Source organism: Acinetobacter sedimenti (assembly GCF_022601685.1).
Classification (GTDB): Bacteria; Pseudomonadota; Gammaproteobacteria; order Pseudomonadales; family Moraxellaceae; genus Acinetobacter; species Acinetobacter sedimenti.
The window spans coordinates 34,579-57,129 of the sequence record NZ_JAKUML010000007.1 but is presented as its reverse complement, the minus strand read 5'-3'; the positions used below and the strand labels follow the sequence as shown (position 1 = coordinate 57,129).

Here is a 22,551-nt window from a genome sequence, read left to right as displayed (position 1 = left end):
TGTGATTTAAGATATAAAAAATTCGCACGATCTAAACACAAGAGATAAGAGAATCAATCGTTTAGATGTTGGGTGCGGTTAAGGATATATTCATTAAAATTTAGGTGAAAAATGGCTATTATTGATAAATCAAAACCTGTCTTGGTGACTGGTGCAACAGGTTATGTCGCAGGTTGGATCATTGAGGGCTTGCTCAAGCAAGGTACACCTGTTCATGCGACAGTCCGTGACCCATCAAAGAAAGATAAAATTGCACATTTAGAACAGCTGTCAAAACAAACTGAAACACCAATCCAATTCTTTAAAGCAGATCTGTTGACACCGCAAGCTTTTGACGAAGCGATGCAAGGCTGTGAGGTAGTAATTCATACCGCATCACCTTTTGTGGTCAGCAATTATAAAGATGCCGTGAAAGACATTATCGAGCCAGCGATCCAAGGCACGCGCAATGTGCTCGAATCAGTCAATCGTACCAATACGGTCAAACGTGTCGTGCTGACTTCAAGTATCGCATCGACTTATGGGGACGCAGCTGAGATCAAAGATACTGAAAATAATAGCTTCGATGAAAGCCATTGGAATGAAACCAGTAGCGCCGATCATCAACCTTATCCATATTCTAAAGTCGCTGCCGAACGTGAAGCATGGAAAATGCAATCAGAGCAAAGCCGATGGAACCTCGTCTGTATCAACCCAGCACTGGTGATGGGACCATCGCTGACTTCAAGCACACAATCTGGTAGCGTCGAAGTGTTGCAACAGTTTGGTGATGGCACATTGAAGTTTGGTGTACCTGCGATGTGGAATGGCATTGTTGATGTGCGTGATGTCGCAGATGCACATATTGCAGCGGCTTTCTCAGAAAGTGCGCATGGTCGCTATATCGTCAGTGGTGGAACACTTAGTCTGCTTGAAATGGGTAAAATCTTAGCCAATAAGTTTGGTTCAAAATATCCATTCCCAAAAATGGAAGCGCCAAAAATCCTATTCCAAGCCATTGCACCGATCTATGGACTAAGCCGTAAATTTGTCAAATTGAACATGGGTTATCCAATTTACTTTAATGCCGATCGTAGTATCAAAGAATTGGGCATTCATTATCGTGATATTAAAGTGAGTGTGATTGAACACTTCCAACAAATGATTAATGACGGTATCGTGAAAAAGCGTTAATTCACATCGCTCTCATCCACAAAAAACGGTCAATTGATTTGCTCCATTGACCGTTTTTTTACAGCAAAATTTTGAATTTTAAGCGGATTGCTTACGACTCATCAAAGTGGTCACAATGCCTGAAAGTGCATAAATAATTGACACGATCAAAATCCCAACTGGAATGTTATAAGTAATCGCAGAAAAAATCAGAATGACAGGAATCATAATTACAAACGGTACACGTTTACGATCCATCACTTTGAATGAATAATATTTTAAGTTTGAAATCATCAATAAACCAACAATCACCATGGTCGCAGCATTCAAACCTTGCAACCATACCGCACTGAAGTCCAGTGTATCTTTAAAGTCTTGCTGTACCCATACCGAGCAAATCACGATAATTGCTGCAAGCGGACTGGCTATTCCGATGAAGTAACGTTTATCCACAGTACCAATTTGCACATTAAAACGAGCCAAACGAAATGCTGCACAAACGGTATAGATAAAGCAACATGCCAAGCCAATGCGACCCAAATCATGCGTACTCCAGCTATACATCAAGATCGCAGGCGCCACACCAAAGGCAAGTAAATCAGATAATGAATCAAACTGCTCACCAAAAGCACTTTGTGCACCAATCGCACGAGCCACACGCCCATCCAAGCCATCGAGTAGCGCCGCAATGATAATCGCATACACCGCTTGCAGATATTGACCATTCATACTGGCAATAATCGAGTAAAAACCACTGAGTAATGCCGCTGTGGTAATCAGATTCGGCCACAGATAGATGCCACGACGGCGCACTTTACCAGTTGCCGTCTGCTCTTCTTCCACCACTTCAAAGGTAATGCCGTCATAATCCAAGCCTGTTGAAGCTTTCTGCTCACTGTGCTCTTTTGGCATCGTATCTGTCTGTATCGACTGCTTGGCGTCATGTTGCGTATCGTTAGAATCGTGCATCATTATTCCTATTTTGAATTATTTTAAACTTCATCAAGTGTGAGCAAGTCCAACTTACTCACCCACCAACCATTTCACTTTTGCCTGTGCGCCTTCTGCCATTTTGAGATGTGGCAATAGCCATTGCAAAGCATCATCAGCATGTTGATCAAACTGCCACGGTGGATTGATGACAAGTAAACCACAACCATTCAAACCGACAGGCGTATCATCAGGCCACACACAGATTTCACAGACTAGCTGACGGCGCATACCTGTCTTTTGCATTTTCTTTTCAAAACGCTCAATCATGGCACGATCTTTGATCGGATACCAAATTGCAAAAACACCTGTAGACCATTTCTTATAAGCACTTTGAATCAGTTCGACTAACTGCGGAAAGTCTTTACGCTCAATTTCATACGGTGGATCAATCATCACAACGCCACGCTTTTCTTTCGGTGGAATCACCGCCAACAAACCTTCATAGGCATCACGTTGATGGCTTTGTAAACGTCGATCATACAAATTATGACGGAGCTGTGCATAGACATCACTTTGCAATTCAAACACCGTAGCGACATCTTGCTCACGCATGGTATCTAGGGCAAACCACGGAGAACCAGGATACACACCCTTGCCTTCTGTTTCACGCAGATTTTCAACTGCTTTGAGATAGTCTTGTACGACTTCAGGCGCTTCTTTGCGAGTTTTACTGTTGAGCTGCATCAAACGATGAATACCTGACAAATACTCACCTGAACGCTGTGCAGGTGCATCCGCAAGATTATATTTACCTGCACCTGCATGCGTATCCACATATCGATACGGTTTATCTTTGGCGTTCATTTGTTGTAAAAGTTGCATCAGTAAAACATGCTTCATCACGTCGGCAAAGTTACCTGCGTGAAAATGGTGACGATAATTCATTGAGCTTAAATTTAAATGATTGAATATCTGCTATTTTAGCATGAAATGATTTGTAATATTGTGCGTCCGTTGTACGACTTTCTCGATGACTTTCATTATCGACATACACTACAATAGCCAAGCTGATTCAAATGTGTTGTTTCATACAATACGAATAAGCAAAATTTGCATTGTTATTTATACCTTGTTGCTTTATTCACTCTACTTTTGATCGGCGCTTATCATGAGTCAGCACACTCTCAAGCTTCATGTACATTTTGATATCGAACACATCCTCAACGAAATGCAAACTCAAGGTTTTAGCATCATTGATGGACTTTATCCTTTGGAATATATGCAAGCGCTTCAGCAAGAATGCAGTACGCATTTGGATCAATTTCGTAAAGCATCTATTCAAGATGGTGTAATGACGGAGATTCGTAGCGATCATATCCTATGGATTGAGCCACATTTGACTTTGGCTTCAAAACATATCGAACAATTAGCATGCTTATCACAAGATTTAAATCGTTACTTCTTTGCAGGCATTCGAGATATTGAAGCGCATTTTTCTTGCTATCACGCAGGTGAATTCTACGCCTTACATCGGGACAATCCACAACAAAAAAATGGTCGAGTATTTTCCACCGTATACTATCTACATCCTGAATGGCACGATGATTGGCAAGGTCAACTTCGCCTACAAGACATTCAAGATCAATGGCATGTGATCGAGCCACAGCCAAATCGTTTGGTATTGTTCCAAAGTGATCTCTTACATGAAGTGCTTGAAACCAAGCAAGATCGACTCTCCATCACAGCATGGATGCGTAATAGCGACCCTGTACTCGGCTAAAATTCCTAAGTTAAAGCATTTGAGTGAAAATCTCGCTGTAAAAAAATCCAAAAATTGCCACGTCTAAGTCATTGACAATCTTGCCTAGAATTTTGTTATATTAAAATTATTCCAAAAAGGCATTTTGATATTTCCACATTGGTACACATTGGATTGCTTTTTTATCGTCGCTTTGGACATTTCGGACAATAACAACAGGAGTATGACATGCACGATCAGAACGACGATCACGTCAATTCGGACATGCCGACTCAAAATGATTTACTTAGCAAAACCTCAAAAAAGTCATCAAATCCGCTTAAACAAGCTGAACCACTCAAAACGAAAGTAGCAACACCTGATATTTCAACAGATATTAGCAACACCGAAATAACACCACTTACAGACCAAGACTCAAAATTAGGATTAAAACAAGTATCAAAATCAGCATCAGAGCTCGAACCAGAACTAGATATCGAGCCTGAAATGAGTCGAAGTGTGGATTATTTTGATACTGGTATTGATGTGAATCAGCCAAACTCTCGGGAACTCCTCAACAAGACTTTTAGTTCTACGCTTAAACGTGCCAAGATTGCGGTAAACTTCGCCACTGATACGACGACGGATATTGTGGGTGCGCTTGGGCATGTTACCAATACAACGCTAGACACCCTTGATCAAATCAGCCAACACACCAAAAATAGCGTGGTTGGCATGAAAAACTATTCATCGAAAGCAGTCCGAGGACTGGTCACAGAAACCAGTGAAGTCGCTCGCAGTGTCAGCCTCAATATGGCGAAAAACTTCCTCGGCAACAACCCAATTACACTGTATTTACCCGAAGTGTTACTCAACAAACAAATTCGAAGCCGAGTCGATTCTAAAGATATTGACAACATCACAGTGCAATGTGGGCAAGATCAATTTCAGATCGAAGTCGATGGGCATTATAGCCGTGTACTCTATCGCCTCACCTTAAAATTCGAGGTACTGGAATGTGGACTAGGTAAAGAAAAATTTTTGCGCTTAAAACAAACTGATGAACACCTTGATCTGCAAGTGCGTCATGCAGGCACCATGACCAACTGGGCAACACGTCGTGTCGGCAAGGTTGGGTTTGAAGTCATCAACCGTATTCCTGTAGCAAAAATTATGAATCATCTGATTCGAGATATTCCGGGAATTCGTCAAGAAAAACACCGCCTTTGGTACATTGATCTTGAGCAAGCAGGATTCATAGATTTTATTAACAACCGATCTTGGATGACCGAGCGACTCATTAGCCTGACCGATTTCAGTATTTTACCGGGGCTGAATATCCTGCGTGAAAGCAAAGAACTCGTTCGCCAATTGGTCGATCAATTTGAAATTTGCGGTTTACGTGTTCAACCTGGACGATTGGCGATTCAAGTCAGTACAGCGCCTCCTAAAGATGCCATTTTATCTTTAACTTTGAATGGCTAAAGTATATAAGTTAGTCACCTCATTCCAACTTGATTAAATCCAATTCACCCTCATTTATAGCTGTAGAATTTATTTCCTTAAGTTCAAATTCGTAAATTCAAAGCAATTTAGCGAGGCATTATGAGCGAAGCAAGCAAACTACTCATCAGTAAAATTGGTGAAACTGATCAAGCTTATCTACAAGAGAACTCGTCTGAACTTGCGCTTGAACGTGGCAAGTTACGCCTCGAATTAGTGACGCACAGCCGTGTCAAATCAGAGCAAATTCACTTTTTGCAAGAAGCGATTGTGATCCTAGAGCAAGCACGTGTTGAAGTCGATGAGATGCCTTTAAGTCTTTATCTTGCGCTGTCCTTACATCTTGCGCAGGCATACATGATTTATTTTGAAGTGACAGGTGAAACTCGCTTTGCACTCATCACCCAGCAAGTGCTTAAACCACTGTCGCATTATCAAGATGTCGATATTTTCTTTATGCTTGCCTATGCTGCGATTTCTCAAAAAGAAGTGGCGATGACACGTCATTGGTTGAAAAAATACGCAGATCATCCAAGCTGTGATTTCAATCTATTGATTGAGCATCCTGCATGGAAAACTCATCATCAAGACAATTGGTGGATGGACTTAGTGAAACGCAAGTCGAGTTAGTCTTTGACATGGTTTTCGAGTAAGTTTTCGAATTATCCAACTTTAAAAAAATTAAACACCGAAATCAAAGCAAGAACCATTTTAAGTTTCAGCTTGAACGCTTAATTCTAAAATGTAGACTGTCCAAAAAATGTATTGAAACCTATAATGTAAGAATATAGGTGTCATATATTTGCAATAGGAATGACCTAGACTGCTTTTGATTTCAGTGTATTTATTTCCATCAGATTAATTTCTGAATTTCAGTTGGCTACTCAGCTAAAGCTTTGTTGCAAACTCATCAGAAACTTATCATTTATCGGAAATTTTGACGCATCGCCAATCACTGAGTTGGCACCACAGTATGGGCATTGTGCGGTTTTGCCCTGATCTGACCATTGTTCGATCACGTCAGGCGTATAGATTTTTAGGCATTGAAAGCATCCGCAAGCTCGGCTTGCAAGTAGCTCGATACGATGAAAAGTCGCATGTTTAAATGCTTTTTTCGGGTTGAGTGACATGGGCTAATTACCTCTTATTTCAGTGTTTTATCAACTCAATAGCTGCTTCATGATGCTACACAAAGCTTCGGCATGAGATGTCCGCTTGCAAAACTTCCAGTTGTATTTTCAGAGGCGGTATTCTCTAGATTAGATCAATTGTTTTTGCTGTAAAGTCACTCTACTCGCTTCACTGTTTCAAAATATTTCCACGCACTGACTACTCCTAAAAATCAGTCAATTAACATTGTTGTTGTTTTGCAAACGCCGACTTTTTCTTATAATTAGGGTCTGTTGACATTTCAACCATGCATTGCGTTATCCGCTAAAACCACATAAACAAGGCATGAAACGCAGGGAATGGTCACTCCCTTGCCAAGTTTCATAACGAAGTTTATGGCAGTTTTAGCGATAATCCTTCGGAACTAGGATGCTTTCCTTGCGACGCAGTGCGTCTCATACTTCGTTAGCAATGAGTCATTTAGAATGACTAAACTTCCTCATTCCTGCCTCGTATCGCCTAAAAAGCATCCATAGTCGCAAGCATCTGTGAAGTGTCAACAGACCCTAGTTTTCAGAAATTTTTTAGATCATAAAAGGCAAAACGATGGCACTTTCAGCATCAGACTTACACAACAAACGACCGCAATGGCAAGGTAAAGAATTGGTGCTCGCCAGCAACAACAAAGGCAAACTTGCTGAATTTGAAAGTTTATTTGCCAACCTCAATCTCGATACCAAAATCATTCCGCAAGCACAGCTTGGCATTGAGGATGCGATCGAAGATGGTCTAAGCTTTATTGAAAATGCCATCATCAAAGCGCGTCATGCTGCTCGTCAGTCTGGCAAAGCGGCGATCGCAGATGATTCAGGCTTAGTCGTCCCGATCTTAGGCGGTGCGCCAGGGATTTATTCTGCACGCTATGCAGGTGAACACGGCAATGATGATGCCAATAATGCCAAACTCTTAGAGTCACTTTTACCATTTCGTGCTGAAAATACCGTGATTCCTGCGATGTTTGTTTGTGTATTGGCTTTGGTGCGTCATGCGGATGATCCATTGCCGATCGTGGTGGAAGGCTTATGGCACGGCGAGATCTTAACGGAAATTCGTGGTGCACAAGGTTTTGGTTATGATCCGTTGTTTTGGGTTCCTACGTTGAATTGCTCAAGTGCGGAACTGCCTAAATCTGAAAAAAATAAAATCAGCCATCGTGGTCAAGCCATGCAAAAACTCGCTTTACATTTTGCAGGTTAATTCGGCGATTGCATCATTTTGCGCCCTATTCAGCTTAATCAATAACCTTTGTCAAAAAGCTGAATAGCAAATGCGTGGTTTTTACTTAATATTTTTAAAATTTCTCGATACACTACGTCTTTGTGCGATCAGCCTTTGGAGTTTTTCATGTCTTGGTTTTCTGCTTTAAAAGCAAAGTTCTCCACTAGCAATGAAGCGGTGACTTCGCCAAGTCTAAATGAGGAACGCATTGAACAGTACCTTGAACAATTCCAATTACCAAAAAGCAATGATGCTTTAAAAGATCGCATTACTCAGCTCAAAATTGAACAAAATACCTTGCAACTGAGTATTTTTGTCTATGAAAGTGAAATTGATGATCTTCAGCAGATCCATGATGCGCTCAGTGAAGATTTAGCAAAAGCAGGTGTAGAAACTTTAAACCTACATGTGGTGCAAAAGAAAAATCCTCAAGCAAATAATGAGGCAAAACCTGCAAGTGCTACAAAGTCTACAAGCACTACAAAACTACCGCCTGTACAAGATGCCAGTGGCAATGCAGTTCATAAAAATCAAACTAAACAAACCGATCAAGCACCGAGTACATATCAGCCAAAAAATGATGAAGCGCCAATTAAAAAGCCTGCGCCAACACAGTCCGATGTCAAAGCTCATCCACATATTCAACATGTGATCGTGGTTGCATCAGGTAAAGGCGGTGTCGGTAAATCCACCACAACGGTGAATCTTGCGCTTGCTTTACAACAGTTAGGGTTAAAAGTGGGTGTCTTGGATGCAGACATTTATGGTCCAAGCATTCCAACCATGCTCGGTAATGAAGGTCAAACGCCACTGATTGAGAATGAACAATTCGTCCCGCTCAATGCCTATGGCATGCCTGTACTGTCGATCGGTCATCTCACTGGCGATGGGCGCACACCTGTGGCATGGCGTGGACCTAAAGCGACTGGCGCCTTGATGCAACTCTTTAACCAAACCCAATGGCCGAATCTTGATGTGTTACTCATTGATATGCCACCGGGTACTGGCGATATTCAACTGACTTTAGCACAGCGTATTCCTGTGTCGGGTGCAGTGATCGTGACCACTCCGCAACATGTGGCACTCATGGATGCACAAAAAGGCATCGAACTCTTTAATAAAGTGAATATCAAAGTTCTTGGTGTTGTAGAAAATATGTCCACGCATATTTGTTCGAATTGCGGGCATGAAGATCATATTTTTGGTATAGGTGGCGGTGATCAGCTTGCGACACAATATCATGTGCCTTTGCTGGGTCATCTACCACTCAACGCAGTGATTCGTGAAAATACTGATCAAGGCAAACCAAGTGTGATCACAGAAGATGTAACTGCAAGTCATTACTTTGCAATTGCAGAAAAATTAAAACGAACCATTGCGACTTTACCCACTAAACAAGATGAAAAACGGATTTTTTAATTCGCTTTTCCATTATAAACTTACAGGCATAAAAAAACGCACATAGAGTGCGTTTTTTTAATATCAATGACTTAAGCAGCCAATGCACCTTTCGCTTTTTCAGCCAAAGCAGCAAATGCAACCGCATCATGATAAGCGATGTCAGCCAATACGCGACGGTCGATGATTACTTGAGCTTTTTTCAAGCCATCAATCATACGGCTATATGACAGACCATTTTGACGTGCACCAGCATTGATACGTGAAATCCACAAAGCGCGGAATTGACGTTTTTTCTGACGACGGTCACGGTAAGCATATTGACCAGCTTTGATCACAGCTTGGAACGCTACACGATAAACACGTGAACGCGCACCATAGTAACCTTTTGCACGAGCAAGAATTTTCTTGTGACGGCGATGCGCCACTACACCACGTTTTACACGAGCCATTTAAAATCTCCTTAGATGTATGGGCACATACGACGAACTGAGTTCATATCAGAAACATGAACCATTACACAGCCGCGTAATTGACGAATACGCTTTGCAGATTTTTTGGTCAAGATGTGACGTTTGAACGCTTGCTTGCGTTTAAAACCGTTTGCAGTCGCTTTGAAGCGTTTAGCTGCACCACGGCGAGTTTTTAACTTAACTGCCATAACAACCTCTTTTAGATACCTGTTCGGCTCGATTGCACCATGCAATACGACCTGCAGGTAAGGGATGCGCTATTTTACAGAAAAAATGATCGAGATGGAATAGCGACGAGCCACTTCCTTCGTATAATTTTGATTCTTAGGAATATCAAAGCTTGCTCGTAATTTCTCCTTATTTGACAAACAATTGTAAAGAACAACTCACAATTTGATTACAAAGTGTACTAAATAAAAACTGAACTAGCGCACACTTTTTAATTATGATGAACATGTTATATGGATTACGAAGTTGTCATTAACAACTTTTTGATCTTTTAAAAACTTTTGCGATAAGGAATCGTAAAGACAAAGCATTATTATTTGATGAACTTGTTATTTAAATTTTATATGTTCCTTACGGTTCAAAAAAATAAGCGACACTGGAGGATCCATTATGGATATCGTCGAACAGATAAAATCAGCTGTATTACCTCATGTACTGAATAATCCAAGCAGGCAAGAATATGAAAGCACGGCTACAACGTCTAACTATTCGTCAACGACAAACGAAAAAACTCAGGTGGCGAATTAAAAGGCTTGTTAACTCTAATCGGTTTATTACTCCTCGGTTTGAGTATTTTCTTCTTATGGCGTGGTTGTAATGACAATAAAGCAACCGCTCCTGCGGAAAATGCGACCACTGGACAAGTTGCTCCTGTGCCTACAGATGATGCAAATAAAGACTTTTCAAGCTTCAACATTACGACATGTGAAGGCAATGAAGTCTATGCCTGTGGCGGTGAGGTTGGCGATCAAGCTCTAAAAGACAACATTCTCGATGCTGTAGCCAATGTCTTTGGTACAAGTGAAAAATGTGACAACATTCAAGTCGATGATAACAATGCTATGACACTTGTAGGTCAAGAAAATCTTGAAGCCGCATTGACACAAATCAAAGCTGTACCAAATGCTTCAGCTGAATTTAAAGATGGCAAAGTGATTGTGAATGCGCCTGATGCAACTGCATTAAACAATTTAGTTAGCCAATTGCAAGGCACACTAACAGGTGTAACAGTTGAAGGTGCGCAAACTTTAGATGTGCAATCGACTGTTGATCAAAGTGTCCAAGTTGCCATGAATGCGTTAGATGCACTTGATGCAAACTCAACGCCTGCCGATCTTGCGAATGCATTGAATCTTCAAGTGATCAACTTTGAAGTCGGTAGCGATGATATTCCTGACGAAAATGAAGTCGTGCTAAACAAAGCGGTTGAAGTGATGAAAGTCATTCCAAATGCGGCATTGAACATTACAGGTCACATAGACTCGACTGGTAATGAAAACCAAAACGTGACTTTATCTCAAGAACGTGCTGATGCGGTGAAAGAATATCTTGTTGAGCAAGGTGTACCTTCGACAGCATTGACTTCTACTGGTGCAGGTTCTAGCCAACCAGTTGCTGATAATGCAACAGATCAAGGGAAATTCCGTAACCGTCGTATTAGCTTTGCTGCTCCATAAGCAAAATATATGCAATAAAAATCACGCTTCGGCGTGATTTTTTTATTGTTGTGATAAGGGCTAAATTTATTGGTTGTATTTATTTAACATCATCTGCGTCGGCTTACCCAAAAACCAAAAACCAAGCAACACCAAAAACGCATTCACCATTAAGAAGATTGATAAGAAAACAAAAACAAATGCTGTACTACTGAGCGCATGTGCGATCGGTGCGAAGTCCACACTACCCTGCAATAAGAAAATGCCGACAATCCCTGCAATGATGCTATAAAACCAAAACGCAGTGGCACAGCCTATACTGAGGTGCCATCGTGTTGTCATATCAGGAGCATCTTTCATCTTTTTGACGAAATGCCTCGCCATCAAATAAAAACTGATCATGTACGGTAAAAGCACCAACACACTAAATACTTGAGGAAGTAGCATACCTAGTGCACCAAGTGCAAAAGTCAGTGCGATCAACCAACACAGAAAATAGATGATATAAGGCAACGATTGTTTCATAAGATTTTCACAGAATGATTGATTTAAGGTGATTTGGATAAGTTGATGAATAGATTGGATTTTAAATTTTAACTTAAAAAAATGGCAAAAATATTCAAATTTTTCTAAATATCTTGTCAACCAATCCCATCACTATAGCGTTTATAGAATAACATTGATCATATTCTCTCTGATCTATTCTAAAGTCTAATTTGCACGGCATCCGCAGTTAGCCATTTAGATCAATGGATTCGATATTCACAATGATGATCATTTTCTCAAGTTTGCGACGTGGTAATAATGGCATCTTATGCACGTCCCAAATCGAAGACTCAGGTCAGTTAAGCCTCGCATCTTGACTGACCTTTATTTTGTCTGTGAACTTCGAAAAACCATCTGTTTAACGAATTTATCTGCGGTGGAAAGTCATCTTTTAACGTGACAAATATTTCGTCATATCCTCAAGACCTTTCAGCGTCATTGGATACATATGATCTTCAAAGACTTGTTTAATGCCTTGAATGGTCTGGGTATATTGCCAATAATTTTGTTCTTCAGGATTGAGCCACGCTGTTTTTTCAAAATGTTTGCGCAGACGTTGTAGCCACACCACACCTGTTTCCGCATTCATATATTCCACCGAACCACCTTCAGAAAATAGCTCATACGGTGCCATACTTGCATCACCGACCACGATCACCCGATAGTCTTTGCCATAGGTATTAAACAAATCAAAAGTTTCCATACGGCTACTTTGACGACGGTTATTGTCTTTCCAGACATAGTCATACAGACAATTATGAAAATAAAAATATTCTAAAGTTTTAAACTCAGTCTTGGCTGCACTAAAGAGTTTTTCACACTGAGCAATATACGCATCCATCGAACCGCCAATATCAAATAACATCAGTACTTTGATGCGGTTACGGCGCTCTGGCACCATTTGTACATCCAAAATGCCCTTTTGTGCCGTTTTTTGAATAGTGGAATCTATATCGAGCTCTTCTTCTGCGCCTTGACGGGCAAACTTACGCAGACGACGCAGTGCCATTTGCATCTGACGTGTACCGAGTATTTGATCATCATCGAGGTTTTGATATTTGCGTTGTTCCCACACCTTCACCGCAGACTTTTTACGCCCTGGGCCACCGATGCGCACACCTTCAGGATGATCACCGAATGCACCAAATGGCGATGTACCACCTGTGCCGATCATACGATTTCCACCTTGATGTTTTTTATGTTGTTCACGCAAGCGTTCTTCCAACATTTTCATCAATTCTTCGAGTGATCCCGCTTTAAGCAATTCTTCTCGTTGTTCAGGCGTTAGATGCTTCTCTAAAAGTTCAAGATCAAACCAATCTTTAGGCAAATGTTTGACTTGATTGAGTAAATCATCAATATCAAAACTTTCAATGCCTTCAAAATAATCTTTAAAGGCTCGATCAAATTTATCAAAGTAACGCTCGTCTTTGACCATGACGGTACGAGCCAATTGATAAAATTCTTCTTGATCGGCAAAGATCACGCCACTCGCAATGGCTTGATTGAGGTCAATCAACTCACGAGTAGTGACTGGTACGCCATATTTGCGCAGTTTGTAAAATAAACGAATAAACATTCTTCTGCCCTCGTCTGCTTGTACTTAGCGACGTGACATAAAGGCTAAACGCTCAAGCAACTGTACATCTTGTTCATTTTTGAGTAATGCACCATACATCGGCGGAATCGCTGAGCTCTTATCACGATTGCGCAGTACATCTTCAGGTACATCATCTGCCATGAGTAGTCGTAACCAATCAATCAATTCGCTGGTTGACGGTGGCTTTTTCAAACCTGGAACATCACGCAGTTTAAAGAAAACTTGGAGTGCTTCCGACACGAGCGTGTTATTAATATTTTCAAAATGCACATCAATGATTTGACGCATGGTCGCTTCATCAGGGAATTCGATGTAATGGAAGAAACAACGACGCAAGAACGCATCTGGCAATTCTTTTTCATTATTTGAGGTAATAATCACGATTGGACGTTGGCTTGCGCTGATGGTTTCACCGGTTTCATACACGTAAAATGCCATACGATCCAGTTCATGCAATAAGTCATTTGGAAATTCAATATCTGCCTTATCAATTTCATCAATCAACAGCACACAACGCTCTTCACTGGTGAAGGCTTCCCATAATTTCCCAGGTTTGATGTAGTTTTTAATATCATAAACACGATCATCGCCAAGCTGACTATCACGCAGACGTGACACTGCATCATATTCGTATAAGCCTTGCTGTGCTTTGGTGGTCGATTTGATGTGCCACGTGATCAACTTCATGCCCAAACTATCTGCCACTTGCTCCGCCAACAAGGTTTTCCCTGTACCCGGCTCGCCTTTGACCAACAATGGTTTTTGCAAAGTTCGAGAAGCATTGACTGCCAACTTTAAACTTTCTGTGGCGATGTATTGTGAAGTGCCTTCAAATTGTTGTGTTTGCATGAAATGTCCTATTCAATCCAATTGATGAATTCTAGTGAAACAAATTTTTTGCGAAAAGGCATTGACCGATATTTCGCATTACGCTGTATTAGCGTGAGTGTTGCTGCAGATTTTTACGTTGATTTTGATAGCGGGACCAAAAAAACATCACCAAAAAGCAGATCGCTGCCACAAATAAAATTGCTGAGAGATTCGACCAAATTAGATTCTGCTCTTTTGTTAAAATTCCAAAAATCATCCCGATCAGTGCTGGTGCAAGTCCTGCATTTTCACCCTCTGAAACGGTCGGTGTCGACAAGCAGGCAAACAAAATAATCCACGTCAACGCGCCTAATGGGCTTGGTAATCGCTTTGCTACGCTATACCAACAACATAGCGCAATGATCGTTCCACCAACATAGACAGTGACAGCAATGGTGTCTTCTGGAATGGTGTCAAATAAGCTGAGAAAACTATACCACCAAGACTGCAATCCAGCTAAGATCTGATCCATATTTATGCTCCTCGCAAACCTTCAGGCGCAACAGCATTCGGGTTAATCAAACCATCTGGTGGCATCTGCACAAAATAGCCTTGAGTCTGTAGTGCATCGAGTACACGCATGGTAGATACTCGTGCCAACTTACGCTCTTGAGTGAGCTCAAGTTGCATGACAAATGTTGCTCGACCAAACGCTTTTTGCATGCTTTCAGGGACTTTAGCAAAAGGATCCGTAGCATGATCGCTATCGGCATCTGCTTGACTTTCACCCTGCACATTTGAACGTGCTACGTAGAGATACATCTCATCACGTTTGCTTGATCGATAAATATCACAAATCATCTGCGTTACTCATTTATGTTATTTGAGGGAAAATTGAGTTTGAAAAAACCAAAACTATGGCGAATTATAACTTGAAGCATTTTTTAAGTCTAAATTTGAACCTAAACTTCTTAGCTTACGCCACGCAGAATAAATGATTCAAAGCACAACTTATCCCTAGTTAAATTCAGCATACACCGAAATGTCTTACGAAGTATTGCAAATGGTGACTGCAAAGTTACGGTTTCAAAGTTCACCTAGTTTGAAAATATACCTAGTTTCGAAATATACCTAGCTTCGAAATATACGTAATTTCGAAATATACACAGTTTGAAAATATACATAGTTTGAAAATAAACACTGCGTCAATTTCAATGATCGTAAAACTTTATGCTAAACAGACTGTGGCTGTGCTTCCATATCCTGAGCAATTAAGGCAAGAATTGGCTTGGTCACACATTCCAAACGCCAACCTAACAAATAAGGATTCAATTGATCTAAATTTGACTGATCTTGCGTTGCAAAGACTTGAAGTTGTGTCATCCATTTTTTGCGAACCAAAATATCCATTGGTACAGATAACTCTTGGCTGACATTTTGTAATAACTGTTCAATCGCCACACTGGTTTCTTTGAGCTGATAACGGCAAGGTCTAGGTAGCCGTTTTAGCCATGTTGATTGGTCTGGTAAGTCATTGATTAAGCTTAAAATATGTTTGCCGTGTTCACGCAAAACACTCGAACGAATCTCATACTGACTCGCCAACTGGTGAAGTGTCTTTGGATGACGTTCCAAGATTTTTTGAATCGTGCCATTTTTGAGGATATAACTGCGTGGCTTATTCTCTCGAAGTGCAAGTTCTTCTCGCCATGTCATCAGCTGTTTGAGTTGCGTCAGTTGTTTGGAACTATGTCGAAAGTTCGCCATATCCAAATAAGCATCTTCAGGAGAATAATTTTGCGCTAAGGATTGGCAATAGTTTTGGCAATCCTCTAGCACATACTTATATAAATTTTTATCTTTTAAATCATCAATTAAATGATCAGCAAGTTGCTGTAAATACAACACATCATTTGCGGCATACTGCGCTTGCTCTTGGGTCAGTGGACGTGCCAACCAATCTGAACGCGTTTGATCTTTTTCCACTTGAATATTTAGAATGGTTTCCACCGCAGGCTGATAACCAATCTGCATACCATAGCCGAGATACGCCATAGCGACTTGGGTATCAAAAATATTGGTCAGTGGCTTTTGCTGTGCATAATGATAAATGAGGTCAACATCTTCTCCGCAAGCATGGAAAATATTTTGCTTTGCCTCAAAAATTGCTTGCCAAAGTATTGATAGATCAAGATTGCCATCAACCAAATACACTTGCTCATCAACATTGATCTGTAATACACCTAATTTTGGGTACAGCGTATCGATCTTGATAAACTCGGTATCGAGCGCATGGCTTGCACTTTGTTTTAATTTTTCACTGATTGCAGGCAATTCTGCTTGCGATGCAATCCATTTATAGTGCATAAAATTCCTTAATCAATAACACAGTATTGATAATACAAATTATAAAAGTAAATCTAAGCCTGAACCTGAACACAGACTTCGCTACAGCAACTTAATCCTGATTGAGCATCAAACGATGCGTCAACGCCTGATGCAAGGTATGACTATCGACATATTCAAGCTCACCGCCCTGCGGTACACCTTGTGCAATCCGACTAATCCGAACTGGCAGCTGGCGACACGCCTCGACCAAATAATGCGCTGTCGCTTGACCTTCTACCGTGGCATTGGTGGCAAGAATAATTTCTTGAATTTGCCCATCACTCAAGCGTTGCAGTAAATGCGGAATCCCCACCTCTTCAGGACCAATCCCATCTAGTGGTGATAAATGCCCATGTAACACATGATAACGCCCTTTGAAACTACCACTATGCTCAATCGCAAACACATCTGCAGGCGATTCCACCACACACAGTACTTGCTGATCTCGCTCGGTATCCAAGCAGATCTCACAAACGTCAAGCTCGGTCAATGAATGACAGACTGAACACTCATGAATATGTTCTACTGCATCGGTGATTGCTTGAGCGAGTTCCAACGCACCAACACGTTGTCGCATCAATAAATGCAATGCCATACGCTGTGCAGACTTGGAGCCAACACTGGGCAATAAACGCAACTTTTGCACAAGGAAACTAAAGCGATCGCTATACATAACTACAGAACACTACAGATTGAAAGATCATTTAAAAATTTGAGTGTGTTCGATATAAACACACTCAACTGATTGCGAAAAGCGATTATTTAAAACACGAATTTTAAGTATCGGATTAGAACATCCCTGATAAACCTGGTGGCAATCCCATACCGCTATTCGCACCTTTGAGTTTTTCATCAGAAATTGCTTCCGCTTGACGCACGGCATCATTGACCGCAGCAGCAATCAAGTCTTCAATCATATCCGCTTCGTCTTGTAGAAGCTCAGGATTGATCTCGATACGTTTCACCACAAAGCGAGCTGTCATGGTCACTTTGACCAAGCCACCACCTGCTTCGGCGTGCACTTCAGTTTGCGCAAGCTCTTCTTTGGCTTTTTTGATATTGCCTTCCATATCCTTTTGCATACGCTGTGCTTGTTGCATCAACATATTGATATTCATAGTATTATCCTTTCTTTCAAAAAATTAAATCAGTTTTAAAACTTTATATCGCTTTAGGGTGTTTTGATCAACCTTGCTAGTCGCACAAATTTCAATGTGCAATATAGAAATTTGCCGACGCAGATGGTTTATCGAGTTTCCTAGAGTTGGTCTAAACCACGTTTTAAGTCGCAAATAATATCATCAATATCTTCCAACCCAACCGATACACGGATCAAACCTTCGACGATACCAGCGGCTTGCTTCGCTTCATCCGACATTCTGCCATGTGAAGTGGTCGCAGGATGGGTAATCGTTGATTTGACATCGCCTAAGTTACTGGTAATGGATAAGAATTTGGTGCTATCAATCACATGCCATGCGCCTTGACGAGCATTTTTCACCACAAATGATACCACGCCACCAAAGCCTTTTTGTTGCTTCTTGGCGAGCTCATGCCCTGGATGATTTGGCAATCCTGCATAGTAGACTTTTTCAACATTGTCATGTTGTTCAAGCCATTCAGCAAGTTTCTGCGCATTTTCACAGTGCGCTTTCATACGGATATTCAAGGTTTCTAAACCTTTTAAAAATATCCACGCATTAAACGGACTCATCGAGTTGCCCAGTGTACGAATCACACCATTCACTTCTTCAAGCAACTTGTGACTACCAACCACTGCACCACCGAGCGCACGTCCTTGCCCATCAATATATTTCGTCGCTGAATACAATACCAAATCGGCACCAAACTTAATCGGCTGTTGCAACATTGGCGTACAGAAACAATTATCCACCGCAAACAGAGCACCATGCGCATGGGCAATATCGGCAATGGCCTGCATATCACCCACTTGAGCAAGGGGATTAGACGGTGTTTCGATAAACAGTAATCGTGTATTTGGGCGAATTGCATTTTTCCAAGCATCGAGATCGTTAAGATCGACAAAGGTCACTTCCACAGCAAACTTCATCACATACTTTTCAAACAATGAAATGATCGAACCAAATACTGCACGTGAACAGATCACATGATCGCCTGCTTTTAAATACGCCATACACATCGCATGGACTGCTGCCATACCTGAACTGGTGGCGATTGCACGCTCTGCACCGTCAAGTTTTGCCAGACGCTTTTCAAAAGTATGAACCGTCGGATTGGTATAGCGAGAGTAAGTATTTCCCTCGATTTTCCCTGAAAATTTCGCCTCGGCATCAGCAGCACTTTCACAAACAAATGATGAGGTGAGGAAAATTGGTTCGCTATGCTCGCCCTCAAAGGTGCGGTCATGACCTGTACGAATCGCCAAAGTGGCTAAAGCATATTCATGTTCTTCAAAAGAATCTGATGATTGGGACATGTGTTTACAGTCAAAAGGACTGCCCTATACAAAAAACTGACTTCATTTTGCTAGTGCTGATAGTTTTGGTCAAGGTAAAATCTAAAAAAGTTCAGTACAGTTTGCATCAGTGGATAGCGAATGCAAATTTAACAGCCGAAGATGTTGTTAAATAAGCATTGTTTGAATCAAATATTCATTGCTAAAAGCTAATTTAGAAATTGATTGAGAAATCTGTATAAAAGCCAAATTGAAACCTTGTGATCAAGTTTTAAACTTCAAAATCGCAAGTTCAAAATGGCAACTTCAAAATGGATTGATATGAACGATATTCCTCAAAAACCGACACCGCCATTTCAAGCAATCAAGAAACGTCCATCAACACGTTTGAAACGGCTAGTTGAACGTCGTATAAAACCTGCGACTAAGCATCTAACGCAACGTGTTTTTGATCAGCAATCACAAGTGCAGTCAGAACAATTGGCATATCAAGTCATTTCCTTTTTTGACAAGGCAAAGCTACGTTTTTATCCAAGTCAAACGACGACAACCAAACGCATACCTTTGGTCATTGTTGCACCACTTGCGGTAAAAATGTCGATTTATGATCTATTTCCAGAGCGCTCACTTTTGGGCTATCTCACCGCAAATGGCTTTGATGTATATTTGATGGATTGGGGAAAACTCAATCGCAGTGATCGCCATTTGGATTTTGAATATTTTATTTTTAAAGCAATTCCGCACTTTATGCAGGCTGTGCGAAAGCATTCTAATAGCAAAGACGTTTCTTTACACGGTTGGAGCATGGGTGGAATTTTCACCTTGCTCTATAGTGCATCAAATCAAGATCAGCATATTCGTAACATCGTCATTATGGGTAGCCCAATCGACTCTTATAGTTCGGGACCGATTGGACAACTTTTTGCAAAATCACATAAGCTGTTCAAGATAGATCAAAAAGGACGTCAAGCTTGGCTTGAAAAAGCAATGAATAACCACTTCCTACATACTTCTGGATGGCTCAATGCCTTAGGTTATAAGCTTTTAAATCCAATCAAAACCTTAGATACCCATTGGCAAATGCTTAAACACTCCCATGATCTTGGCACAGTTGAAGCGCATGCGACGTTGTCTGACTTTTTAGATGATATGGTGGATTATCCGGGTGCGATTAATCGAGATATGTTGTTATGGGTTTGGCTACAAAATCCATTAAAAACAGGTCAAGCAAACTATAAAAATTATCATTTTGATTTCAAACGTATTCAGAGTGCCATGCTCCTCGCCTACGGTGACAACGACGATATCGTAACTGAACAAGCGATGTTACCTTTGCTTTCAATTACGTCAAGTCAAGATATTGAGCTACAAGCTGTTCCGGGTGGGCATCTCGGTATGATCTCAGGTCGCAGTAACGCAGAGCATTTTTGGCCAAAATTGGTGAGTTGGCTTGAAGAGCACTCACATATGTCGTAATTTCCGAATGGCTTAATTCACACAAATCAATCGAAAAAGCTGATTTTCATGATTCAAATTACACGTCGAAGAAAGCCCCAAATTCATAGCCAAATCACGTATACTTGGCGCATATACTTCAATGCTATTAAATTTAAGGAAAAGTAAATGAGTGCGCGTCATTCAAAATTGATTATTCTCGGTTCTGGTCCTGCAGGTTATAGTGCTGCGGTGTATGCTGCACGTGCAAATCTAAAACCTTTATTAATTGCAGGTATGCAACTTGGCGGTCAGCTGACAACAACTACAGAAGTTGATAACTGGCCAGGTGGCGAACATGGTTTGACAGGTCCTGCATTGATGGAGCGCATGCAAGAACATGCAGAACGCTTTGGTACAGAGTTACTTTACGATCACATTAATGAAGTGGATTTAAAGACTCGTCCATTCGTCCTCAAAGGCGATATGGGTGAATACACCTGTGATGCTTTGATCATTGCGACAGGTGCGACTGCACAATATTTGGGTCTTGAATCCGAGCAAAAATTCATGGGGCAAGGCGTCAGTGCATGTGCAACCTGTGATGGTTTTTTCTATAAAAATCAAAAAGTCATGGTGGTTGGTGGTGGTAATACTGCTGTTGAAGAAGCCTTATATTTATCGAATATCGCTTCGCATGTGACTTTGGTACATCGTCGTGACAGCTTACGTTCTGAAAAGATTTTGCAAGATCACCTCTTTGCCAAAGAAATAGAAGGTAAAATTTCAATTCTTTGGAACAATCAAGTCGATGAAGTGCTTGGCGACCAAACAGGTGTGACTGGTGTACGCATCAAGTCTACTCAAGATGGTTCAACCCAAGATATTGATGTACAAGGTTTATTCGTTGCGATTGGTCACAAGCCGAATACCGAAATCTTCCAAGATCAATTGACTTTGAATGATGGCTATATCGTGATTAATAGCGGTCTACAAGGCAATGCCACTGCGACCAGTGTTGCAGGTGTATTCGCTGCGGGTGATGTGGCGGATCATGTTTATCGCCAAGCGATCACTTCGGCTGGCTCGGGCTGTATGGCTGCCTTAGATGCAGATGTGTATTTAGACAATCTGTAATCTATATCTTTCATTAGTTCAATCATTCAAAACCAAAGTGACGCATGTTGCTTTGGTTTTTTATTGTCTAAACTTTTTGCAATCCATTTATACTTTACGGTTTTGATATTTTTCATTTTCCAAATTGCTATATACTTTTTCTAAAAGAATTTTAAAACAGGCATGATATGTCCACATCCCACACCGATCATGACAGTCGAATCAGCGCATTTTGTGCTTATGATTTTCCTCATATTAACGAGGCTGATCCGCATGGACAAGGTTTGATTTGCATTGGTGGAGATCTACACCCTTCGACCTTGATTTGTGCTTATCAGCAAGGTTTGTTCCCATGGTTTAATGAAGATGATCCAATCTGTTGGTGGAGTCCTGAACCACGTTGTGTGATTTACCCTGAACAATTTCAACCGAGTAAAAGCTTAGTCCGCAACATGAAAAAGTTCGATTATCAAATTCGTTTTGATCAGGCTTTTCGGGACGTCATTTCTCAATGTGCAGCGCCTCGTAGCTACGCAAGAGAAACTTGGATTAGTTATGAAATCATCGAACAATATGTTGCATTACACCAGCTCGGTTTTGCCCATAGTGTCGAAGTATGGGATGGTGAGGATCTGATTGGTGGATTGTACGGACTAAACTTTGGACGAGGCTTTTTCGGCGAATCCATGTTTAATTCGCGCGTTGATACTTCGAAAATGGCTTTTTATAGCTTGATGCTCCTTGCTAAACAAGAAAATTTGCCGTGGGTAGACTGCCAATTGGTCAACGATCATTTGTTGAGTTTAGGTGCGACTGCGCTACCAAGAGCTGACTTTTTACAATCTTTAGAAAAAACCATCACTCAGCCCAATATTGATTGGCAACCGTATCAAAACAGTGTATTTTCTACGAAAGGACTTGCAGAAACACAATATTTGATAGCTTCTGCGCAATAAATTAGCCAATTGACA

The 22,551-nt window shown here is 41.0% G+C and carries 24 protein-coding genes; 10 read left to right on the top strand and 14 right to left on the bottom strand.

Annotation, left to right across the window (positions count from 1 at the left end; genetic code table 11):
* Positions 1 to 120 precede the first annotated feature (120 nt).
* Positions 121 to 1,173 carry an SDR family oxidoreductase gene (locus tag MKI79_RS05695; RefSeq protein WP_241571168.1) on the top strand — a complete coding sequence of 351 codons (1,053 nt, stop codon included), beginning with the start codon at positions 121 to 123 and terminating at the stop codon, positions 1,171 to 1,173.
* A 78-nt stretch (positions 1,174 to 1,251) separates the two neighbouring features.
* On the opposite strand, the gene pssA is transcribed toward MKI79_RS05695, so the two are convergent.
* Positions 1,252 to 2,064, bottom strand: coding sequence for a CDP-diacylglycerol--serine O-phosphatidyltransferase (gene pssA, locus MKI79_RS05690; RefSeq protein WP_241571167.1), 813 nt, complete (start codon positions 2,062 to 2,064; stop codon positions 1,252 to 1,254).
* Between the two features lie 111 nt (positions 2,065 to 2,175).
* Positions 2,176 to 3,030 (bottom strand): 23S rRNA (adenine(2030)-N(6))-methyltransferase RlmJ, encoded by an 855-nt coding sequence (locus tag MKI79_RS05685; RefSeq protein WP_241571085.1) that lies wholly within the window; start codon positions 3,028 to 3,030, stop codon positions 2,176 to 2,178.
* 223 nt (positions 3,031 to 3,253) lie between these two features.
* On the opposite strand from MKI79_RS05685, the gene MKI79_RS05680 reads away from it, so the two are divergent.
* The 3 genes from MKI79_RS05680 (at position 3,254) to MKI79_RS05670 (ending at position 5,956) form a co-directional block, all read left to right on the top strand.
* Positions 3,254 to 3,865: a 2OG-Fe(II) oxygenase gene (locus MKI79_RS05680; RefSeq protein ID WP_241571084.1), complete on the top strand. Its 612-nt coding sequence runs from the start codon at positions 3,254 to 3,256 to the stop codon at positions 3,863 to 3,865.
* A gap of 465 nt (positions 3,866 to 4,330) precedes the next feature.
* Positions 4,331 to 5,308 carry a hypothetical protein gene (locus MKI79_RS05675; protein WP_322111813.1) on the top strand — a complete coding sequence of 326 codons (978 nt, stop codon included), beginning with the start codon at positions 4,331 to 4,333 and terminating at the stop codon, positions 5,306 to 5,308.
* Between the two features lie 120 nt (positions 5,309 to 5,428).
* Positions 5,429 to 5,956, top strand: a complete 528-nt coding sequence (locus MKI79_RS05670) for a hypothetical protein (protein ID WP_241571083.1) — start codon at positions 5,429 to 5,431, stop codon at positions 5,954 to 5,956.
* 254 nt (positions 5,957 to 6,210) lie between these two features.
* On the opposite strand, the gene MKI79_RS05665 is transcribed toward MKI79_RS05670, so the two are convergent.
* Entirely contained in the window at positions 6,211 to 6,456 is a 246-nt protein-coding gene (locus tag MKI79_RS05665; protein ID WP_241571082.1) for a cytoplasmic protein, read from the bottom strand.
* Positions 6,457 to 7,042: 586 nt separating this feature from the next.
* Between MKI79_RS05665 and rdgB the strand changes: the two genes are divergently transcribed.
* Together rdgB and MKI79_RS05655 are read left to right on the top strand one after the other, a co-directional pair.
* Positions 7,043 to 7,693, top strand: coding sequence for an RdgB/HAM1 family non-canonical purine NTP pyrophosphatase (rdgB, locus tag MKI79_RS05660; protein WP_241571081.1), 651 nt, complete (start codon positions 7,043 to 7,045; stop codon positions 7,691 to 7,693).
* A 147-nt stretch (positions 7,694 to 7,840) separates the two neighbouring features.
* The gene (locus MKI79_RS05655; protein WP_241571080.1) at positions 7,841 to 9,133 is read left to right on the top strand and encodes an Mrp/NBP35 family ATP-binding protein; all 1,293 of its coding nucleotides are present in this window, start codon (positions 7,841 to 7,843) and stop codon (positions 9,131 to 9,133) included.
* Positions 9,134 to 9,204: 71 nt separating this feature from the next.
* On the opposite strand, the gene rplT is transcribed toward MKI79_RS05655, so the two are convergent.
* Positions 9,205 to 9,564 carry a 50S ribosomal protein L20 gene (rplT, locus tag MKI79_RS05650; RefSeq protein ID WP_241571079.1) on the bottom strand — a complete coding sequence of 120 codons (360 nt, stop codon included), beginning with the start codon at positions 9,562 to 9,564 and terminating at the stop codon, positions 9,205 to 9,207.
* A gap of 11 nt (positions 9,565 to 9,575) precedes the next feature.
* Positions 9,576 to 9,773 (bottom strand): 50S ribosomal protein L35, encoded by a 198-nt coding sequence (gene rpmI, locus MKI79_RS05645; protein ID WP_092614686.1) that lies wholly within the window; start codon positions 9,771 to 9,773, stop codon positions 9,576 to 9,578.
* A 573-nt stretch (positions 9,774 to 10,346) separates the two neighbouring features.
* Here rpmI and MKI79_RS05640 point away from each other — a divergent pair.
* Positions 10,347 to 11,270 carry an OmpA family protein gene (locus tag MKI79_RS05640; RefSeq protein WP_241571078.1) on the top strand — a complete coding sequence of 308 codons (924 nt, stop codon included), beginning with the start codon at positions 10,347 to 10,349 and terminating at the stop codon, positions 11,268 to 11,270.
* A 66-nt stretch (positions 11,271 to 11,336) separates the two neighbouring features.
* Here MKI79_RS05640 and MKI79_RS05635 read toward each other — a convergent pair whose 3' ends face one another.
* From MKI79_RS05635 to MKI79_RS05595, 9 genes are all read right to left on the bottom strand, one after another.
* A complete protein-coding gene (locus MKI79_RS05635) occupies positions 11,337 to 11,774 on the bottom strand; it encodes an ABZJ_00895 family protein (protein WP_241571077.1) in 438 nt (145 codons plus the stop codon).
* 412 nt (positions 11,775 to 12,186) lie between these two features.
* Complete coding sequence (locus MKI79_RS05630) at positions 12,187 to 13,374, bottom strand: vWA domain-containing protein (RefSeq protein WP_241571076.1); 1,188 nt, start codon at positions 13,372 to 13,374, stop codon at positions 12,187 to 12,189.
* Positions 13,375 to 13,398: 24 nt separating this feature from the next.
* Positions 13,399 to 14,244, bottom strand: coding sequence for an AAA family ATPase (locus MKI79_RS05625; RefSeq protein WP_241571075.1), 846 nt, complete (start codon positions 14,242 to 14,244; stop codon positions 13,399 to 13,401).
* An 88-nt stretch (positions 14,245 to 14,332) separates the two neighbouring features.
* Positions 14,333 to 14,728: a hypothetical protein gene (locus MKI79_RS05620; protein ID WP_407651577.1), complete on the bottom strand. Its 396-nt coding sequence runs from the start codon at positions 14,726 to 14,728 to the stop codon at positions 14,333 to 14,335.
* Between the two features lie 11 nt (positions 14,729 to 14,739).
* Positions 14,740 to 15,066, bottom strand: a complete 327-nt coding sequence (locus MKI79_RS05615) for a YcgL domain-containing protein (RefSeq protein ID WP_241571073.1) — start codon at positions 15,064 to 15,066, stop codon at positions 14,740 to 14,742.
* Positions 15,067 to 15,438: 372 nt separating this feature from the next.
* A complete protein-coding gene (locus MKI79_RS05610; protein WP_241571072.1) occupies positions 15,439 to 16,572 on the bottom strand; it encodes a ribonuclease D in 1,134 nt (377 codons plus the stop codon).
* Positions 16,573 to 16,663: 91 nt separating this feature from the next.
* Positions 16,664 to 17,266 (bottom strand): recombination mediator RecR, encoded by a 603-nt coding sequence (recR, locus tag MKI79_RS05605; protein ID WP_241571071.1) that lies wholly within the window; start codon positions 17,264 to 17,266, stop codon positions 16,664 to 16,666.
* 115 nt (positions 17,267 to 17,381) lie between these two features.
* Complete coding sequence (locus MKI79_RS05600) at positions 17,382 to 17,711, bottom strand: YbaB/EbfC family nucleoid-associated protein (protein ID WP_241571070.1); 330 nt, start codon at positions 17,709 to 17,711, stop codon at positions 17,382 to 17,384.
* Positions 17,712 to 17,851: 140 nt separating this feature from the next.
* Complete coding sequence (locus tag MKI79_RS05595; RefSeq protein ID WP_241571069.1) at positions 17,852 to 19,051, bottom strand: O-succinylhomoserine sulfhydrylase; 1,200 nt, start codon at positions 19,049 to 19,051, stop codon at positions 17,852 to 17,854.
* Positions 19,052 to 19,327: 276 nt separating this feature from the next.
* Here MKI79_RS05595 and MKI79_RS05590 point away from each other — a divergent pair, with 276 nt between their 5' ends.
* From MKI79_RS05590 to aat, 3 genes are all read left to right on the top strand, one after another.
* The gene (locus tag MKI79_RS05590) at positions 19,328 to 20,506 is read left to right on the top strand and encodes an alpha/beta fold hydrolase (RefSeq protein ID WP_241571068.1); all 1,179 of its coding nucleotides are present in this window, start codon (positions 19,328 to 19,330) and stop codon (positions 20,504 to 20,506) included.
* Positions 20,507 to 20,653: 147 nt separating this feature from the next.
* A complete protein-coding gene (gene trxB / locus MKI79_RS05585) occupies positions 20,654 to 21,601 on the top strand; it encodes a thioredoxin-disulfide reductase (RefSeq protein ID WP_241571067.1) in 948 nt (315 codons plus the stop codon).
* A 167-nt stretch (positions 21,602 to 21,768) separates the two neighbouring features.
* Complete coding sequence (gene aat / locus MKI79_RS05580) at positions 21,769 to 22,536, top strand: leucyl/phenylalanyl-tRNA--protein transferase (protein WP_241571066.1); 768 nt, start codon at positions 21,769 to 21,771, stop codon at positions 22,534 to 22,536.
* Positions 22,537 to 22,551 lie beyond the last annotated feature (15 nt).

Bases quoted from the DNA above. Each gene is read 5' to 3' on its own strand.
- pssA (WP_241571167.1), bottom strand. From the start codon at position 2,064: ATGCCAAAAGAGCACAGTGAGCAGAAAGCTTCAACAGGCTTGGATTAT.
- MKI79_RS05685 (WP_241571085.1), bottom strand. From the start codon at position 3,030: ATGAATTATCGTCACCATTTTCACGCAGGTAACTTTGCCGACGTGATG.
- MKI79_RS05680 (WP_241571084.1), top strand. From the start codon at position 3,254: ATGAGTCAGCACACTCTCAAGCTTCATGTACATTTTGATATCGAACAC.
- MKI79_RS05675 (WP_322111813.1), top strand. From the start codon at position 4,331: ATGAGTCGAAGTGTGGATTATTTTGATACTGGTATTGATGTGAATCAG.
- MKI79_RS05670 (WP_241571083.1), top strand. From the start codon at position 5,429: ATGAGCGAAGCAAGCAAACTACTCATCAGTAAAATTGGTGAAACTGAT.
- MKI79_RS05665 (WP_241571082.1), bottom strand. From the start codon at position 6,456: ATGTCACTCAACCCGAAAAAAGCATTTAAACATGCGACTTTTCATCGT.
- rdgB (WP_241571081.1), top strand. From the start codon at position 7,043: ATGGCACTTTCAGCATCAGACTTACACAACAAACGACCGCAATGGCAA.
- MKI79_RS05655 (WP_241571080.1), top strand. From the start codon at position 7,841: ATGTCTTGGTTTTCTGCTTTAAAAGCAAAGTTCTCCACTAGCAATGAA.
- rplT (WP_241571079.1), bottom strand. From the start codon at position 9,564: ATGGCTCGTGTAAAACGTGGTGTAGTGGCGCATCGCCGTCACAAGAAA.
- rpmI (WP_092614686.1), bottom strand. From the start codon at position 9,773: ATGGCAGTTAAGTTAAAAACTCGCCGTGGTGCAGCTAAACGCTTCAAA.
- MKI79_RS05635 (WP_241571077.1), bottom strand. From the start codon at position 11,774: ATGAAACAATCGTTGCCTTATATCATCTATTTTCTGTGTTGGTTGATC.
- MKI79_RS05630 (WP_241571076.1), bottom strand. From the start codon at position 13,374: ATGTTTATTCGTTTATTTTACAAACTGCGCAAATATGGCGTACCAGTC.
- MKI79_RS05625 (WP_241571075.1), bottom strand. From the start codon at position 14,244: ATGCAAACACAACAATTTGAAGGCACTTCACAATACATCGCCACAGAA.
- MKI79_RS05615 (WP_241571073.1), bottom strand. From the start codon at position 15,066: ATGATTTGTGATATTTATCGATCAAGCAAACGTGATGAGATGTATCTC.
- MKI79_RS05610 (WP_241571072.1), bottom strand. From the start codon at position 16,572: ATGCACTATAAATGGATTGCATCGCAAGCAGAATTGCCTGCAATCAGT.
- recR (WP_241571071.1), bottom strand. From the start codon at position 17,266: ATGTATAGCGATCGCTTTAGTTTCCTTGTGCAAAAGTTGCGTTTATTG.
- MKI79_RS05600 (WP_241571070.1), bottom strand. From the start codon at position 17,711: ATGAATATCAATATGTTGATGCAACAAGCACAGCGTATGCAAAAGGAT.
- MKI79_RS05595 (WP_241571069.1), bottom strand. From the start codon at position 19,051: ATGTCCCAATCATCAGATTCTTTTGAAGAACATGAATATGCTTTAGCC.
- MKI79_RS05590 (WP_241571068.1), top strand. From the start codon at position 19,328: ATGGCAACTTCAAAATGGATTGATATGAACGATATTCCTCAAAAACCG.
- trxB (WP_241571067.1), top strand. From the start codon at position 20,654: ATGAGTGCGCGTCATTCAAAATTGATTATTCTCGGTTCTGGTCCTGCA.
- aat (WP_241571066.1), top strand. From the start codon at position 21,769: ATGTCCACATCCCACACCGATCATGACAGTCGAATCAGCGCATTTTGT.